The 14,681-nt window shown below is 68.9% G+C and carries 16 protein-coding genes; 6 read left to right on the top strand and 10 right to left on the bottom strand.

Features of this window, described 5'->3' with window-relative positions; translation table 11 throughout:
- Positions 1-12 precede the first annotated feature (12 nt).
- The 3 genes from GPY60_RS27680 to lmeA all read right to left on the bottom strand — a co-directional run bounded on the left by GPY60_RS27680 (position 13) and on the right by lmeA (position 1,431).
- Positions 13-102, bottom strand: a complete 90-nt coding sequence (locus GPY60_RS27680; RefSeq protein ID WP_370462657.1) for an Ms5788A family Cys-rich leader peptide — start codon at positions 100-102, stop codon at positions 13-15.
- Between the two features lie 29 nt (positions 103-131).
- The gene (locus GPY60_RS06170; RefSeq protein WP_156686759.1) at positions 132-542 is read right to left on the bottom strand and encodes a thioredoxin family protein; all 411 of its coding nucleotides are present in this window, start codon (positions 540-542) and stop codon (positions 132-134) included.
- 73 nt (positions 543-615) lie between these two features.
- The gene (gene lmeA / locus GPY60_RS06165) at positions 616-1,431 is read right to left on the bottom strand and encodes a mannan chain length control protein LmeA (RefSeq protein ID WP_156686758.1); all 816 of its coding nucleotides are present in this window, start codon (positions 1,429-1,431) and stop codon (positions 616-618) included.
- A gap of 174 nt (positions 1,432-1,605) precedes the next feature.
- Between lmeA and GPY60_RS06160 the strand changes: the two genes are divergently transcribed.
- From GPY60_RS06160 to pstB, 4 genes are all read left to right on the top strand, one after another.
- Positions 1,606-2,382, top strand: coding sequence for a winged helix-turn-helix transcriptional regulator (locus tag GPY60_RS06160; protein ID WP_156686757.1), 777 nt, complete (start codon positions 1,606-1,608; stop codon positions 2,380-2,382).
- Positions 2,379-3,296, top strand: a complete 918-nt coding sequence (gene mshD, locus GPY60_RS06155; RefSeq protein WP_156686756.1) for a mycothiol synthase — start codon at positions 2,379-2,381, stop codon at positions 3,294-3,296. Before GPY60_RS06160 ends, mshD begins: the two co-directional genes overlap by 4 nt.
- Positions 3,297-3,409: 113 nt before the next feature.
- Positions 3,410-4,513 (top strand): phosphate ABC transporter substrate-binding protein PstS, encoded by a 1,104-nt coding sequence (gene pstS, locus GPY60_RS06150; RefSeq protein ID WP_156686755.1) that lies wholly within the window; start codon positions 3,410-3,412, stop codon positions 4,511-4,513.
- Positions 4,514-4,706: 193 nt separating this feature from the next.
- A complete protein-coding gene (gene pstB / locus GPY60_RS06145; RefSeq protein ID WP_156686754.1) occupies positions 4,707-5,483 on the top strand; it encodes a phosphate ABC transporter ATP-binding protein PstB in 777 nt (258 codons plus the stop codon).
- Between the two features lie 147 nt (positions 5,484-5,630).
- Here pstB and phoU read toward each other — a convergent pair whose 3' ends face one another.
- From phoU to GPY60_RS06120, 5 genes are all read right to left on the bottom strand, one after another.
- Positions 5,631-6,320: a phosphate signaling complex protein PhoU gene (phoU, locus tag GPY60_RS06140; RefSeq protein ID WP_156686753.1), complete on the bottom strand. Its 690-nt coding sequence runs from the start codon at positions 6,318-6,320 to the stop codon at positions 5,631-5,633.
- 56 nt (positions 6,321-6,376) lie between these two features.
- Positions 6,377-8,470 carry an LCP family protein gene (locus GPY60_RS06135; RefSeq protein WP_156686752.1) on the bottom strand — a complete coding sequence of 698 codons (2,094 nt, stop codon included), beginning with the start codon at positions 8,468-8,470 and terminating at the stop codon, positions 6,377-6,379.
- 237 nt (positions 8,471-8,707) lie between these two features.
- Positions 8,708-9,841 (bottom strand): tRNA dihydrouridine synthase DusB, encoded by a 1,134-nt coding sequence (gene dusB, locus GPY60_RS06130; protein ID WP_156686751.1) that lies wholly within the window; start codon positions 9,839-9,841, stop codon positions 8,708-8,710.
- A gap of 7 nt (positions 9,842-9,848) precedes the next feature.
- Positions 9,849-10,865, bottom strand: coding sequence for an acyl-ACP desaturase (locus GPY60_RS06125; RefSeq protein ID WP_156686750.1), 1,017 nt, complete (start codon positions 10,863-10,865; stop codon positions 9,849-9,851).
- Between the two features lie 127 nt (positions 10,866-10,992).
- On the bottom strand, positions 10,993-11,607 hold the full coding sequence (locus tag GPY60_RS06120) for a TetR/AcrR family transcriptional regulator (RefSeq protein ID WP_156686749.1): 615 nt from the start codon (positions 11,605-11,607) through the stop codon (positions 10,993-10,995).
- A gap of 65 nt (positions 11,608-11,672) precedes the next feature.
- Between GPY60_RS06120 and GPY60_RS06115 the strand changes: the two genes are divergently transcribed.
- Positions 11,673-12,701, top strand: a complete 1,029-nt coding sequence (locus tag GPY60_RS06115) for an oxygenase MpaB family protein (RefSeq protein WP_156686748.1) — start codon at positions 11,673-11,675, stop codon at positions 12,699-12,701.
- A gap of 14 nt (positions 12,702-12,715) precedes the next feature.
- On the opposite strand, the gene GPY60_RS06110 is transcribed toward GPY60_RS06115, so the two are convergent.
- Positions 12,716-13,123, bottom strand: a complete 408-nt coding sequence (locus GPY60_RS06110) for an ArsR/SmtB family transcription factor (RefSeq protein WP_156686747.1) — start codon at positions 13,121-13,123, stop codon at positions 12,716-12,718.
- Positions 13,124-13,142: 19 nt separating this feature from the next.
- A complete protein-coding gene (locus GPY60_RS06105) occupies positions 13,143-13,643 on the bottom strand; it encodes a nucleoside deaminase (protein ID WP_156686746.1) in 501 nt (166 codons plus the stop codon).
- A 116-nt stretch (positions 13,644-13,759) separates the two neighbouring features.
- Here GPY60_RS06105 and GPY60_RS06100 point away from each other — a divergent pair, with 116 nt between their 5' ends.
- Positions 13,760-14,677 (top strand): class I SAM-dependent methyltransferase, encoded by a 918-nt coding sequence (locus tag GPY60_RS06100; protein ID WP_156686745.1) that lies wholly within the window; start codon positions 13,760-13,762, stop codon positions 14,675-14,677.
- Positions 14,678-14,681 lie beyond the last annotated feature (4 nt).

Raw genomic sequence — 14,681 nt, 5'->3', positions numbered from 1 at the left:
GGGCGCGGCAGCTCAGCAGCTACAGCAACAGCGACAACCCGCGAGGCGGCACAGATCGACTGCGCGGCGCTTGGTGAGCGTGGGCTCGAGGCGGGGTGACACGCCGGCCAGTTTAACCAATGACACGGTGATCAAGCCAACAGCGGTGCCAGGGCCGACCGAAGGTCGGCAGCGGTTGGCACCCCGGAGGTGCGGTAACGCTGCCGTCCGTCGCGGTCGAAGATCAGCGTGGTCGGCAGCGATAGCACCGAGAACCGCCTGCCCGCCGCGCGGTCGGCGTCGAGGTCGACCTCGACATGGGCCACCTCGCCGAGGTCCCGGCAGACCTGCTCGACAACCCGGCGAACGCGGTCGCAGGGTCCGCACCACGGTGCGCTGAAGTGGACGACGGTCGGTTCGCCGGGCGACAGGCCGAGATCGGCGGCGCCGGGATCCGAAGCGGATCCGACGGCCCTCACCCGCCCCGAGCGGCGCGTCAGCAACCAGCCCGCAAGCGTCGCGACGGCGATGGCCGCCGCGATCGCTACTAGCACGGTGAACATCTGCGCCCCTCTCCCCCGCAAGCGGGAGGTGCCCCCACCCCATCACTACGTTCTGCATCGTCGCCGGCGCGGATCATGACTGTTTGAACCGATCCAGGGTCACCGTTACTCCCCGGGCGACGCCTTCGATGATGACGTCGGAGCCGCGCACGCCCTCGGTCGTCGGCGCCAACCCGAAGGGCAGCCTCTGGTCGGGCAGCCTGAGGCTGAACGCGTGCAACACCGCGTCGCGCTTGTCGTCGGGAACCGGCTGGTTCGCGGTGTCCGGGCCGGTGAGGACGCCGGTGGGCGTGACCACGAGCGTCGCCTGGTCCTCGGGGGCGATCGACAGGTCCACCGAGACGCTGACGCGGTGGTCGAAACCGGCCGACTTGGGGGTGCCGCTGAACACCAGCCCGTGGCTGTCGGAGATGCCCGAGGCGGTGACGCCCCCGGTGGCGGTGTTGGTTTCCCGCTGGGGCGCTTCGACCATCAGGTCGTTCATGCCCATGTACCGGCCCAGGTGGATCGAGTCGATGATGATCCGGCTCTCCATCTTGCCCACCGGCAGTTTGGCGTCGGGCCGGATCAGCCACGACGCGTAAGTCAGGTCGACCGAGTACATGGTGGCCTCGAGGGTCGCCTGCCCGACCCTGGCGTGGTCGACCGCGTTGGCCTTGATCTCCACCTGGTTGTAGTCCCGGCGAAGGGCCTGGGGGATGAAGGGGAACGCCAGGATGGCGACGAACGGGTCGGTGCCAAGGTCGGCCGCCTTGCGGACGGTCGTCGAGAGTCGGTACTCGGCGTAGATGCTGGTTCCGTAGTCCACCCCGACGGCGCCGAGGACGAGGACGGCCACGACGATCGCCGTCGCCGTCGCCGCGATCAGCACCTTGCGCACGCGGAACATTCTCGCGCAGGTTCGCGGCGCGGCTCGGCCCGGGACCCGCGGTGGTCAGCGTCACACTGCTGTTACATCGGCCCAAAGTGCTGGTAGCACGTTATCGTTAGATGACCTGGCCACTAACGTGCGATTGCGTTATGAATTGGGAGATGCCTTTCCCACGAGCTGGAGGGGCCTTATTTGGAGCTGTTACTGCTGACGTCGGAGTTGCATCCCGACCCGGTCCTGCCGTCGTTGTCGCTTCTGCCCCACACCGTCCGGACCGCGCCTCCCGAGCCATCGTCGTTGCTTGAGGCCGGAACCGCGGACGCGGTGCTTGTCGACGCGCGCACCGATCTGTCGTCCGCCCGGGGACTGTGCCGTCTGTTGAGCACCGCCGGGCGTTCCGTGCCGGTGCTGGCGGTGGTCAGCGAGGGTGGTCTGGTGGCGGTCAGTGCCGACTGGGGGCTGGACGAGATCCTGCTGCCCACCACCGGGCCGGCGGAGATCGACGCCCGGCTGCGGCTGGTGGTCGGCCGGCGCGGCGGCCTGGCCGACCAGGAGAGCGCCGGCAAGGTGAGCCTCGGTGAGCTGGTGATCGACGAGGGCACCTACACCGCGCGGCTGCGCGGTCGCCCGCTCGACCTGACCTACAAGGAGTTCGAGCTCCTGAAGTACCTCGCGCAGCACGCCGGACGCGTCTTCACCCGCGCCCAGCTTCTGCACGAGGTCTGGGGGTATGACTTCTTCGGCGGCACGCGCACGGTCGACGTCCACGTGCGTCGGCTGCGGGCCAAGCTCGGCCCCGAATACGAGGCGCTGATCGGCACGGTGCGCAACGTCGGGTACAAGGCGGTCCGCCCCGCGCGCGGCCGGACGCCCCTCGCCGAGCCCGGGGATGCCGACGACATGCCCACCGACGGCTCCGGAGCCGACGCCCTGCACGATCCCCTGGTCGACCCCCTGCGCAGTCAGTGACCTCGCCCGAGTGGCGCACCGCACTCACCGCCGACGACCAACGGCAAGTCCGCGAAATCGTTACCGCCGCAAGTGAATCCGACGGCGTGGCACCGGTGGGCGAGCAGGTGCTGCGAGAGCTCGGCCACGACCGCACCGCGCATCTTCTGGCCACCCGCGGCCCAGGCGACGGCATCGTCGGCTACCTCAACCTGACCCCGCCGCGCGACGGGGCGGCGGGAATGGCCGAACTGGTGGTGCATCCTGGCGCCCGCCGGCGCGGGATCGGCGCGGCGATGGTCCGCGCCGCGGTGGAGAGGACCGCCGGGCGCAACCGCTTCTGGGCCCACGGGACGCTCGAGCCGGCGCGGGCGACGGCCGACGCGCTGGGACTGGTCGCGGTGCGCGAACTGCTCCAGATGCGACGGTCGCTGCGCGACGCGGCCGAGCCGGTGTCCCCGCCGCCCGGGGTGCGGATCCGGACCTATGCCGGCCCGTCGGACGACGCCGAACTGCTGCGGGTGAACAACGCCGCCTTCGCCACCCACCCGGAACAGGGCGGGTGGACGGAGGACGAGCTGTCCGAGCGGCGCGAGGAACCCTGGTTCGACCCGTCCGGCTTGTTTCTGGCCTTCGACGAAGCCACCGGCGAACTCCTCGGCTTTCACTGGACCAAGGTGCACCTCGACCGGCCGGGCCTGGGCGAGGTCTACGTGGTGGGCGTCGACCCCTCGGCCCAGGGCCGGGGCCTGGGGCAGGCGTTGACGGCGGTCGGGGTCGCCTCGCTGGCGCGCCGGCTGGTGGCCTTCCCGGAACCGACCGTGCTGCTGTACGTGGAGGCCGACAACACGGCCGCGGTGCGCACCTACCGTGGCCTGGGTTTCAGCACCTACAGCGTCGACACGGCGTACGCGCCGGCGGGGACCGACCGCTGAGGATGCCGTGCGGCCGGCGGCGGAGCATACTTTTGCCGTGATCAGGCAACCTCCCTTCGGGGGGTGGCCAGCGCCGCCCGCATCTGTTGGGAACGCGTCAGGAAGCGAGATCGGTGAGGCTCGTCGGGGAGGGGAGGGCGCTGGCCGCTGCAGCCCTGATCGTCGGGCTGTGTGCCGGGACCGCCGCCTGCGGTGACGGAGGGCGCGGTCGCGTTGCGGCGCTGACGGCCGGCCCGGCGTGTGACGGCAAGAACAACCTCACGGCCGAAGGGTCGACCGCCCAGGAACGGGCGGTGGCGTTGTTCAACCAGGCGTGGGGCCAAGCCTGCCCGGGCAAGAGCGTGTCGTACACCGCCACCGGGTCGGGCGCGGGCCGTGAGCAATTCATCGCCGGCCACGTCGACTTCGCCGCGACCGACTCCCCGCTGGTCGCCGACCAGATCGGGCCCGCCGCCAAGCGCTGCGGCGGCAACCCCGCGTGGGACCTCCCCGTCGTGTTCGGTCCCATCGCGCTGGTCTACAACCTGCCGGGCGTGCCGGCTCTGGTCGTCAGCAGTGACGCCCTGGCCAAGATCTTCAGCGGCAGGATCACCGCGTGGAACGACCCGATCCTCGCGGCCCTCAACCCGGGTGCCGCCCTGCCCGCCACGAGAATCGTGCCCGTCTACCGGTCCGACGCGTCGGGGACGACGGACAACCTGCAGAGATACCTGACGGCCGCGGCGCCGCAGAGCTGGGCCAACGGCATCGGCACCGACTTCAGGGGCGGCGTGGGCGAGGGTGCCGCCACGTCGGAGGGGGTCGTCGCCGCCGTGCGCGGGGCGCCCGGCTCGATCGGATACGTCGAGAAGGGCATCGCGGACCGCGCGGGCGTTCCCTACGCCCGGATCGGGACGGCCGGCGGTGTGATTCCGCTCACCGACGACACGGCCGGCAGGGCGGTCAAAGCCGCGAACTTCGTGGCCGACGGCAACGATCTGCTGCTCGACCTCAACCCGACGTACACCACCGAGGCGCCGGGCGCCTACCCGTTGGTGCTGGCCGGCTACGACATCGTGTGCTCGAAAGGCTACGACGGGGACAGCACGGGCGCGATCAAGTCGTTTTTGGCGGTCGTCGCCGGCCACGGGCAGGCGGCCCTGACCTCGGCCGGCTATGTCCCGTTGCCCGATAATGTCAGGGACCGGTTGGTTACCGCGATCGATGCGATCCAGTGACCAAGCACGAAGGAGTGGCAGCGTTTTCGGCGGGTCGATGTCTGACCGGATGGCGGCCGGAGGGTGCGCGCACCGGTTTCGCCCCGATCGGTTGTGGGGTGCCGCGTCAGGCCTCATGCTGGTGACGCCCCACCGCGCTGGGGAGAACGCTGGTTGCGGACATCGTTGGCAGGAACAGAGGCAGGAGCATTAGGTGGCCAAGCGGCTGGACCTCAAGGGCGTCAACATCTATTACGGGGCGTTCCACGCGGTCGCGGATGTGACGATGTCGGTTCTGCCGCGCAGCGTGACGGCGTTCATCGGTTCGTCGGGGTGCGGCAAGACGACGGTGCTGCGCACGCTCAACCGGATGCACGAGGTGGTGCCGGGTGGCCGCGTCGAGGGCAGCGTGCTGCTCGACGGCGAAGACATCTACGCGCCCGGTGTCGACCCGGTGGGTGTGCGTCGCGCGATCGGGATGGTCTTCCAGCGGCCGAATCCCTTCCCCGCCATGTCGATCAAAGACAACGTGGTGGCGGGGCTGAAGCTGCAGGGTGTGCGCAACCGCCAGGTGCTCGACGAGGTGGCCGAACGCTCATTGCGCGGCGCGAACCTGTGGGACGAGGTCAAGGACCGGTTGGACAGGCCCGGCGGCGGATTGTCCGGTGGCCAGCAGCAGCGCCTGTGCATCGCGCGGGCGATCGCGGTGCAGCCCGACGTGTTGCTGATGGACGAGCCCTGCTCGGCGCTCGACCCGATCTCGACGATGGCCGTCGAAGACCTGATCAGCGAGCTGAAGCAGGACTACACGATCGTGATCGTCACCCACAACATGCAACAGGCCGCCCGGGTGAGCGACTACACCGCGTTCTTCAACCTGGAAGCGACGGGGAAGCCCGGCCGATTGATCGAGATCGACAGCACCGAGAAGATCTATTCGAACCCGAGCCAGAAAGCCACCGAGGACTACATTTCCGGGCGCTTCGGCTAGGGGCGGCGGCCACGGCGCGGCCGGGCGTCAGGGCGTCGAGTGTGTACTGGTGGAGGTGATTTCGGCGTTTCGGCGCCCTGTGCGCACACTCGACGCCGTGAGTTCACTCCCGAGGGGCGCGGCAATCCGGCGCTGAAACAGCCTGTGTCAGGCGGATGATTCGTCGGTCTGACGCGGGGCGGGTTTCGCGTCGTCCTCGGGGAGACTGCCCGTCGCCAAAAAGATGACCCGCCGGGCCACCTCGACGGCGTGATCGGCGAAGCGCTCGTAGAAGCGGCCCAACAGCGTCACGTCGACGGCGGCCGCGACGCCGTGTTTCCACTCACGGTCCATCAGCACCGAGAACAGGTGCCGGTGCAGATCGTCCATGGCGTCGTCTTCTTCGCGGATCCGGGCGGCCTTCTCGGGGTCGTGCGACAACACGACTTCCTGTGCGCTGTTACCCAATTCGACTGCGACGCGGCCCATTTCGGCGAAATAGCCGTTGACTTCCTCGGGCAACGCGTGTTGGGGGTGCCGGCGGCGCGCGATCTTGGCGACGTGCAGGGCCAGCGCGCCCATCCGGTCGATGTCGGCGACCATCTGGATCGCGCTCACGATCGACCTGAGATCGCCGGCGACCGGGGCCTGTAGGGCCAGCAGCACGAACGCGCTCTCCTCCGCGCGGGCGCTCAGCGTGGCGATCTTCTCGTGATCGGAGATGACTTGCTCGGCCAGCACCAGGTCGGCCTGGAGCAGGGCTTGCGTCGCTCGCTCCATGGCGATTCCGGCCAGCCCGCACATGTCGCCGAGCCGCTCGGACAACTCCTCGAGCTGCTCGTGGTAGGCGGTCCGCATGTGACCCAGCCTACGTTCTTCGCGGCGAAAACGTGGCGGCGCGCGCTGAAAGGCGGCTATTCGCAGGTGGTGTCGGCGGCGTTGGTCACCGTCAGGTCCTCGGGCAGCTTCGCGGGCGCGCTGCCGGAACTGCGCTCGATCTGCATGCTGATCGACGAGCCGCTGGGCGGGGGAGCGCCCACCGAGTTGAAATCGGGTCCAAGCACCACCTGCACGACCTGCCCGTAGCCCGAGACCCGCTGAACCTTGGGGTTGGTGAACGATGCCGCAACCGTCGCGGCGGCCTGCTCGTTGCCGGCCGAGAACAGCACCGTCGTCGTGCTCACCGAACTGGGGTAGTCATCAGGCGTCATCACGTTGAACCCGTTGCGCTTGAGCTGGCTCGTCGCGCTCGACGCCAGCCCGCTTTGGGTGGTCGCGTTGGACACCCGCACCGTCACGTCGCCCGGCGAGGTTGCCGTGACCTGCTCGTGCTGGGCCTCCGGAGTGGGCGGCGGCGTCTTCTTCGTGGTCGGTGCTTTGGTCGGGCCCGTGGTCGACGACGAATCGAGGCTCTGCGCGTTCTGGTCGTTCTCCTCCGGCAGCGGGTCGTCGTTGATGATGGCGTCGAACAGCGCCCGCATGTCGGCCATGCGCGGCGGTTCGTCGCCGTTCTGGTCGGTGACGCCCGTCGGGACGGTCACAAACGTCATGTGCCCGGCGGCCATGCCCTGCAACGACTGCCCGAGCTGGACCAGGTCCTTGGTCTGGACGTTGTCGACGTAGGTGTCGTTGATGACCAGGTTGACGACGTTGTTGAGCTTGTTCAGGTCGAACATCGTGTCTTCGGAGATGAGGGATCGCAGCAGCGACGACAGGAACCGCTGTTGGCGCTTGATTCGTCCGTAGTCGCCGTTGGTTTCGGTGGTGACCTGGCGGGCGCGCACGTAGTTCAACGCCGTGGGCCCGTCGACGACCTGGCGTCCGGCGTGCTCGAGCACCGTGCCGAGTTCGTAGTCGTGCAACGGGGTCTTGCTGCAGACCTCGACGCCGCCGAGCGCGTCAACCATTTTCGCGAATCCGGCGAAGTCGACGGCGATGAAGCGGTTGATGCTCAGGCCGGACAGCTTCTGGATCTCCTTCACCAGGCACTTCGGGCCGCCGAACGAGAACGTCGAGTTCAGCTTGGTCTCGGTGTAGACCATCTTGGGCCCGAACGTGCCCTTCTTCTGGTCGTACACGGGCCCGTACTTGCCCGTGTCGGGATTCCAGGCCTCGCATTGGATGGGAGTGATCGCCAGGTCGCGCGGGAACGACACCGCGACAACGCGTTTGCGGTTAGCCGGGATGTTGACCAGCATGATGGTGTCCGAGCGGGCACCCCCGGCGTCCTCGGTGTCGCCGGCGCCCATCTCGGCGTTCTCGCCCATGCGGGAGTCGATCCCGACGATGAGGAAGTCCTCGTCGCCGTACTGGCCGGCCCGGTCGCGGATGTCGCCCGAGTTCGGGTCGAGCGCACTGATCGTGTTCAGCCGCGCGTTCTTCGAGGTGCTCCACTGCCACGCCCCGCCCGTCATGGCGAGGGCGAGCACCGCGGCCAGGGCCATCAGCGACCGCGCGGCCACGAGCACCGGGCGGCGCCGGTGGCGCGCTCCCGGTTCCTCGGTGCCGGCGGCCTCCTCCGGTGCCCGGTGCGGGCGACCGCGCCCACCGCGGCGCAACCTCGGGGCCGCCGAGCCGGGGTCGGGCTCGTCGTCGCACGGGTAGTTCGCGGCCCCGAGATCGGGAAGCTCGGAGACGACCTCCGACGAGTAGGCCACCGTGTCGATCACCTGGGTGTCCTGGAGTTCGACGGGCACCTCGGCGGCCTCGTCATCGGGGGCGACGTGGTGATGAGCGGGCCGTGTCGGGGCGGGCGCACCGACTTTGGCGATCAGGTCCGCGACGGTCAGCGCCCCGGCGGCGTGGGAGCCGGCCTGGTCGGCGTGGGCATCCAGGGAATCCGGGTCCTCGGCAGGCGGCTCGGGCTGCCACCGGTGAACGCTGTCGTCGCTCGGCGCCTCGGCGAACCGCTCCCACGGCGCGGCGCTGAGCGGCTGCGCCCCCGGCGCCTCAGGGCGGCCCGATCCGCGCCGACGGTGGGGAGTGGCGTCGTGCCCGCCGTCACCCATGTCCACCGGCCTCCAAAACACTCACGCAAGCTCTGGTGCGGACACTCGCGGTGTCCGGCACACCTGTCGGGGCGGCACTGGCGTCGTCAGTGCCGCGACCACGTCACCCAGCGGGGTTCACGTGGCGGTCGTCATGCTCGTGTGGCGGCCCGAATCGCTCCCCCACAAAGCGCACTGCAGCAAGGTCCACATCGTACTGAGTAATCGGCTTCGACGCGATTTCGCGCAGGTTGCGGTTCAGCCGCCGGAGTGCATGACGTCGGCTCCGGCGGGGACGGTGCAGTCGTCGGGGTCGGTCAGCCACCCGTCGGGCAGCGCCACGCGGGCGGGCGATCCCTGCCGGCCCCGCGGCCCGGTCGCGGCGTCCGGGAACGGCACCGAGCCGTCCAGCCGGTCGAGCAGCGAGTCGAGCTCGTCGAGCGTCCGGACCATCGCGAGTGCGCGGCGCAGCTCGGATCCCGCGGGGAATCCGTGCAGGTACCAGGCGACGTGCTTGCGGATGTCCCGCATGCCCTTATCCTCGCCGAAGTGCTCGGCCAGCAGCCGCCCGTGCCGGCGGACGATGTCGGCGACCTCACCCAGGGTGGGCGGCGTGGGCGGGGTGCTACCGGTGAACGCGGCCGACAGTTCGGCGAACAGCCACGGCCGGCCGAGGCAGCCGCGCCCGATCACGACGCCGTCGCACCCGGTGCTGGCCATCATCGCCAACGCGTCGCTGGCGTCGTAGATGTCGCCATTGCCGAGCACCGGGATCGTCCGCACGTGCTGCTTGAGCCGGGCGATCTGGTTCCAGTCGGCCGTGCCGGAGTAGCGCTGCGCGGCCGTGCGGGCGTGCAGGGCGACGGCGGCCGCGCCCTCGGCCTCGGCGATGCGGCCGGCGTCCAGGTGCGTGTGGTGTTCGTCGTCGATGCCGATGCGGAACTTGACCGTCACGGGGATCTCGGTGCCCTCGGTGGCGCGGACGGCGGCCGCCACGATCTGGCCGAAGAGCCTGCGCTTGAACGGCAGCGCCGCGCCGCCGCCGCGCTTGGTGACCTTGGGCACCGGGCAGCCGAAGTTCATGTCGATGTGGTCGGCGAGGTTGTCGTCGACGATCATCCGCGCGGCGGCGTACGTGGTCGCCGGGTCGACGGTGTAGAGCTGCAGCGAGCGCGGCGATTCGTCCGGCGCGAACGTCGTCATGTGCATGGTGACCGGGTGGCGCTCGACGAGCGCCCGCGCGGTGACCATCTCGCACACGTACAGGCCGCTGACGGTGCCGACCTTCGAGCGTTCGAGCTCGCGGCACAGCGTCCGGAAGGCGACGTTCGTCACACCGGCCATCGGGGCCAGCACCACCGGGCTGGCGAGCTCGATCGGGCCGATACGCAAGGCGCTGCTACCGGCGGCTCATCGCCAGCTTGCCCGCGGTCTTGTGCAACTCGAACGCGGTGGTTCGCTTGCCGGTGCGGGCCTCGCGGTCGAGTTGGCGCCGCTTGGACTCCTCGAACTTGTCACAGGACGCCTCGAGCTCCTTGACCAGCACCGCGAGGTCGTCCCGCAGCTTGGCCGCCTCGCCGGTGAAGTCATCGCGCTCGAAGATGCGCCACTTCTTCAGGACCGGCATGACGACGTCGTCGAGGTGGATTCGCGGGTCGTAGACGCCGCCGACGGCGATGACCACGGCCTTGCGCCGAAACTCCGGGACCTGGAAGCCGGGCATCTGGAAGTTCCGCAGGATGAGGTGCAGCGCCTTCATCGCCGTGTTCGGGGCCAGCTCGAACACGGCCTCGCTCACGTCGCGGTAGAAGATCATGTGCAGGTTCTCGTCGGCCGAGATCTTGGCCATCAGCTGCTCGGCGATGGGGTCGTTGCAGGCCTTGCCGGTGTTGCGATGCGAGATCCGGGTCGCCAGTTCCTGGAAACTGACGTAGAGGACGGAGTGGGCGAGGCTCTCGGCGAACAAGTCACCTTGGTGGTTCTGGCCCGGGCTGAAGCCACGGTTGACCACCTCGAGCCGCAGCAACTCCAGCTCCACCGGGTCGACGGCGCGGGTCACCACCAGGTAGTCGCGCAGCGCGATGCCGTGCCGGTTCTCCTCGGCGGTCCAGCGGTTGACCCACTGCCCCCAGGCGCCGTCCATCCCCATGTTCATGGCGATCTCGCGGTGGTACGACGGCAGGTTGTCCTCGGTCACCAGGTTCTGCACCATGGCCACCTGCGCGACGTCGGAGAGCTTGCTCTCCTCGGGGTGCCAGTCCTGGCCGCCCAGGGCGTAGTAATTCTTGCCGTCCGACCAGGGGATGTAGTCGTGCGGGTTCCAGGGCTTGTGCATGCTGATGTGCCGGTTGAGGTTCTTCTCGACCACCGGTTCAAGTTCGTGCAACAGCTGTAGGTCGGTCAGCTCGGCTGACATTGGGCCTCCAGTTATCTGTGTCTGCGGGTTGCAGTCAATATATCTGTGTCCATCGGTAGCATCAAGTTCCCTCGTGAGCGCGCCGCGGGGCCGCGCGACGCGCCGAACGAGGCGAAAAAGATACGGACTACTCGGATTTCCCGAGTTCGGGAGTCGGCACGTACGGGGCGGCCGTGGTGAACAGCATGTTGACGCAGTAGTCGATGAACTGCTCGCGCGTGGCGCCGAGTCGGCCGTTGAGGTAGGCGGTGAAAAGGCTCGACAGACCGCCCACCAGGCTGGTGGCGATCATCGTCTGCACCACCGGATCGCCGATGCGCGACAGCTTGCGCTGCAGCAGGTCGATGAAGTCGGGCATCCACTCGGCGCCCGAGCGGGTGAGCACGGGCTCCACCGCGGGCGCCAGGAGCAGCACGCGGCCGCGCACCGGGTCGTCGACCATCAGCTCGACGAATCGTTCGACGGCCTCGCGGGGGGTTTTCGCGGAGGTGAGGGTATTCATCGCCCGTGTGCAGACGTCGTCGTACACCGCGCGCACGAACTCGTCCCGGTCGGCGAAGCTCTCGTAGAAGTACCGCTCGGTCAGCGCCGCCTTGCGGCACACCGCCCGGACCGTCAGCGCCGGTCCGCGCTCGCCGCCGAGCAGTTGAACGCCGGCCGCGATCAGATTGTCGCGCCGGAGGGCCAGGCGGCTCTCCAGCGGGACGCCGGTCCAACGGCTTCGTCGTTGACCGGTCGGCACATCGCTCCTAAGCTGGATTCTGACAACGCATGTAGTCAATTTTACCGATACGCAGGGATCCAATAGTGACTCAACATACGTCCGCCGACCGCCCGCAGACCAGCTGCGACGACGCGCCCGACGCCGCCGTCGGCGTCGCTTCGGGCTGCCCGGTGTCGACCCTCGGCTACGAGGCACCGCCGACGCCGCTCGGACCCGACTCGCTGACGTGGAAGTACTTCGGCGACTGGCGCGGCATACTGCAGGGCCCGTTCGCCGGCTCCATGCAGAACATGCACCCCCAGCTGGGCGCGGCCGTCGAGCAACATTCGACCTTTCTGCGGGAGCCCTTGCCCCGGGTAATGCGGTCGCTGTACCCGATCGGGGGCGTGGTCTTCGACGGTGACCGCGCCCCGGTGACGGCCGCCGAGGTGCGCGACTACCACGTCGACATCAAGGGCGTCGACGATCAAGGACGTCGCTACCACGCCCTGAACCCCGACGTCTTCTACTGGGCGCACACCACCTTCTTCGTCGGCACCATCCACGTTGCCGAACGGTTCGGCAGTGGTCTGACCGAGGCGGACAAGCGCCAGCTCTTCGAGGAACACATCCAGTGGTATCGCCTGTACGGCATGAGCATGCGGCCCGTGCCGAAGACCTGGGAAGAGTTCCAGGCCTACTGGGACCACATGTGCCGCAACGTGTTAGAGGACAACTTCGCCACGCGAGCCGTGCTCGATCTGACGAGGTACGACAAGCCGCCGATCGCCCCGTGGCTTCCGGATTGGCTGTGGGCGAGGCTGACGAAGTCGTTCGCGCCGTTCTTCGTCTGGCTGACGGTCGGTCTGTATCACCCCGCGGTGCGCGAACGGTTGGGCTATGAGTGGTCGCCCCGCGACGAGTGGCTGCACCGGCGCTTCGGCAATCTGGTTCGGGTGGTCTTCGCCTTCGTGCCGCCCAGGTACCGCAAGCATCCGCGGGCCCGCGCCGGCCTGGATCGCGCCGCCGGGCGCATCGCGCCCGACGCGCCGCTGCCGCAGACGCCGGCGCGCAACCTGCCGCCGATCGACGAGCGCGGAGATCCAAAGCACTACTGCCCCAACGTTTCCTAGGGGTCACACACCGGTCAGCCGGCGCCGCCCTGCACGCGGGAGGCACCGGACGACGGTTCCGGGGCGGTCTTCAGCTCGCCGCGGCCGCGGTGGTGATGCGGAACCCCCGGACCGGCATGCTCGGCGTTGAACACCGCGTCGATGACGAGCTGGCGCACGTGGTCGTTCTCGAGGCTGTAGAAGATCGTCGTGCCCTCCCGCCGCGTGCGCACCAATCGGGCCATGCGGAGCTTGGCGAGGTGCTGCGAGACCGAGGGCGCGGGCTTTCCGACGTGCTCGGCGAGCTCGTTGACCGACATCTCGCGGTCCGTCAGCGACCACAGCACCTGCACGCGGGTCGCGTCGGCCAGCATCCGGAAGACCTCGACCACCAGGCCGGCCTGGTCGTCGGGCAGGCGGCGTTCGCGGCTATCTGCATGCATGCGCAGATAGTAGACCAATTCAGCCCGGTGGCACCACGGTCGAGCGTGGCTGACCGCCGTTGCGCTCGTTCCAGCTTCGGTAGACGTCGACCGCTGCGGAACGCGGTTCGTAGCGCATCGGCAGGCGACGCTGATCCCAGGTCTTCGCGAATTCCTCGTAGAAGGTCGACACCTCGAAATACTTCCGGTCGTCGAGGTAGTACTGCTCATAGGACTCGCGGGTGGTGAGGAAAACGACTTCCCGGGGCGAGCAGTAGTACAGGGAACCCAGGCACATGGGGCACGGGTGGGCCAGCACGTAGATGGTGCAATCCACCAGGTGCTCGGCGCCGAGCTTGGTGCAGGCGTCGCGGATCGCCAGGATTTCGGCGTGGGCGGTCGGATCGTTGGTCTGGGCCACCTTGTTGGCGCTTTCGGCGATCACCTCGTCGTTTCGCACGATCACCGTCGCAAATGGCCGGCCGCCCTCGGCGACGTTCGCGCGGGCGAGTTCGATGGTGCGCTCGGCGAAGTCGGTCATGAGGCCTCCGGGGCGCTGGCGAAACAGGTACCCCGCAGCGTAGTTGCGGCGTGTGGCCTCACCGCGCTGTGGTAGTACTAAGCCTGTCTATATTTTTCGGCCGGAAGGACACGACCATGGCTCGCACCGATCGCGATCGTTGGGATCTGGCGACGAGCGTCGGCGCGACGGCCACGATGGTCGCGGCGCAGCGGGCGCTGTCGACCGACGAGAAGATCATCGACGACCCCTACGCCGCGCCGCTGGTGCGCGCCGTGGGCATCGACGTCTACGTGCGGCTGGTCAACGGCGAGATTCCCACCGGTGGGGACATCGAGTTCGATCCGCATCGGATGGCCAGGGGGATGGGCTGCCGAACCCGGTTCTACGACCGGTTCTTCCTCGACGCGGCGCAGGCCGGCGTGCGCCAGGCCGTGATCTTGGCGTCGGGGCTCGACGCCCGTGCCTACCGCCTGCCGTGGCCGGCGGGCACCGTCGTCTACGAGGTTGACATGCCCGAGGTCATCGAGTTCAAGACTCTGACCCTGAGCGACCTCGGGGCCGAGCCGACGGCCGAGCGGCGCACCGTGGCCGTCGACCTGCGCGACGACTGGGCCACGGCGCTGCGGGCGGCGGGATTCGACCCGCAGGCCCCGTCGGCGTGGAGCGCGGAGGGCCTGCTGGTCTACCTGCCGGACGACGCGCAGGACGCGCTGTTCGACAACGTCACCGCGCTGAGCGCCCCGGGTAGCCGGCTGGCCTTCGAGTTCGTGCCGGACACGGCGATTTTCGAGGACGAGCGCTGGCGTTCGCACCACGACCGGATGAGCGAGCTGGGCTTCGAGATCGACTTCAACGACCTGGTGTACCACGGCCAGCGCAGCCACATCCTGGACTACCTGGCCGAGCGTGGCTGGGACACGTCGTCGCAGACCGTCGCTGAGCTGCACGCCGCGAACGGGTTCGACTATCCCGACGACGACCTCGCGGCCGCCTTCTCCGACGTCACCTACAGCAGCGCGGTGCTGCGCGACAAGCGCGACAACGCGGTGTGACGCG

Source organism: Mycobacterium sp. Marseille-P9652, assembly GCF_902652685.1.
Lineage (GTDB): Bacteria > Actinomycetota > Actinomycetes > Mycobacteriales > Mycobacteriaceae > Mycobacterium.
Note: the sequence above shows the minus strand (reverse complement) of the source record. Positions and strands in the feature narration are given on the sequence as shown.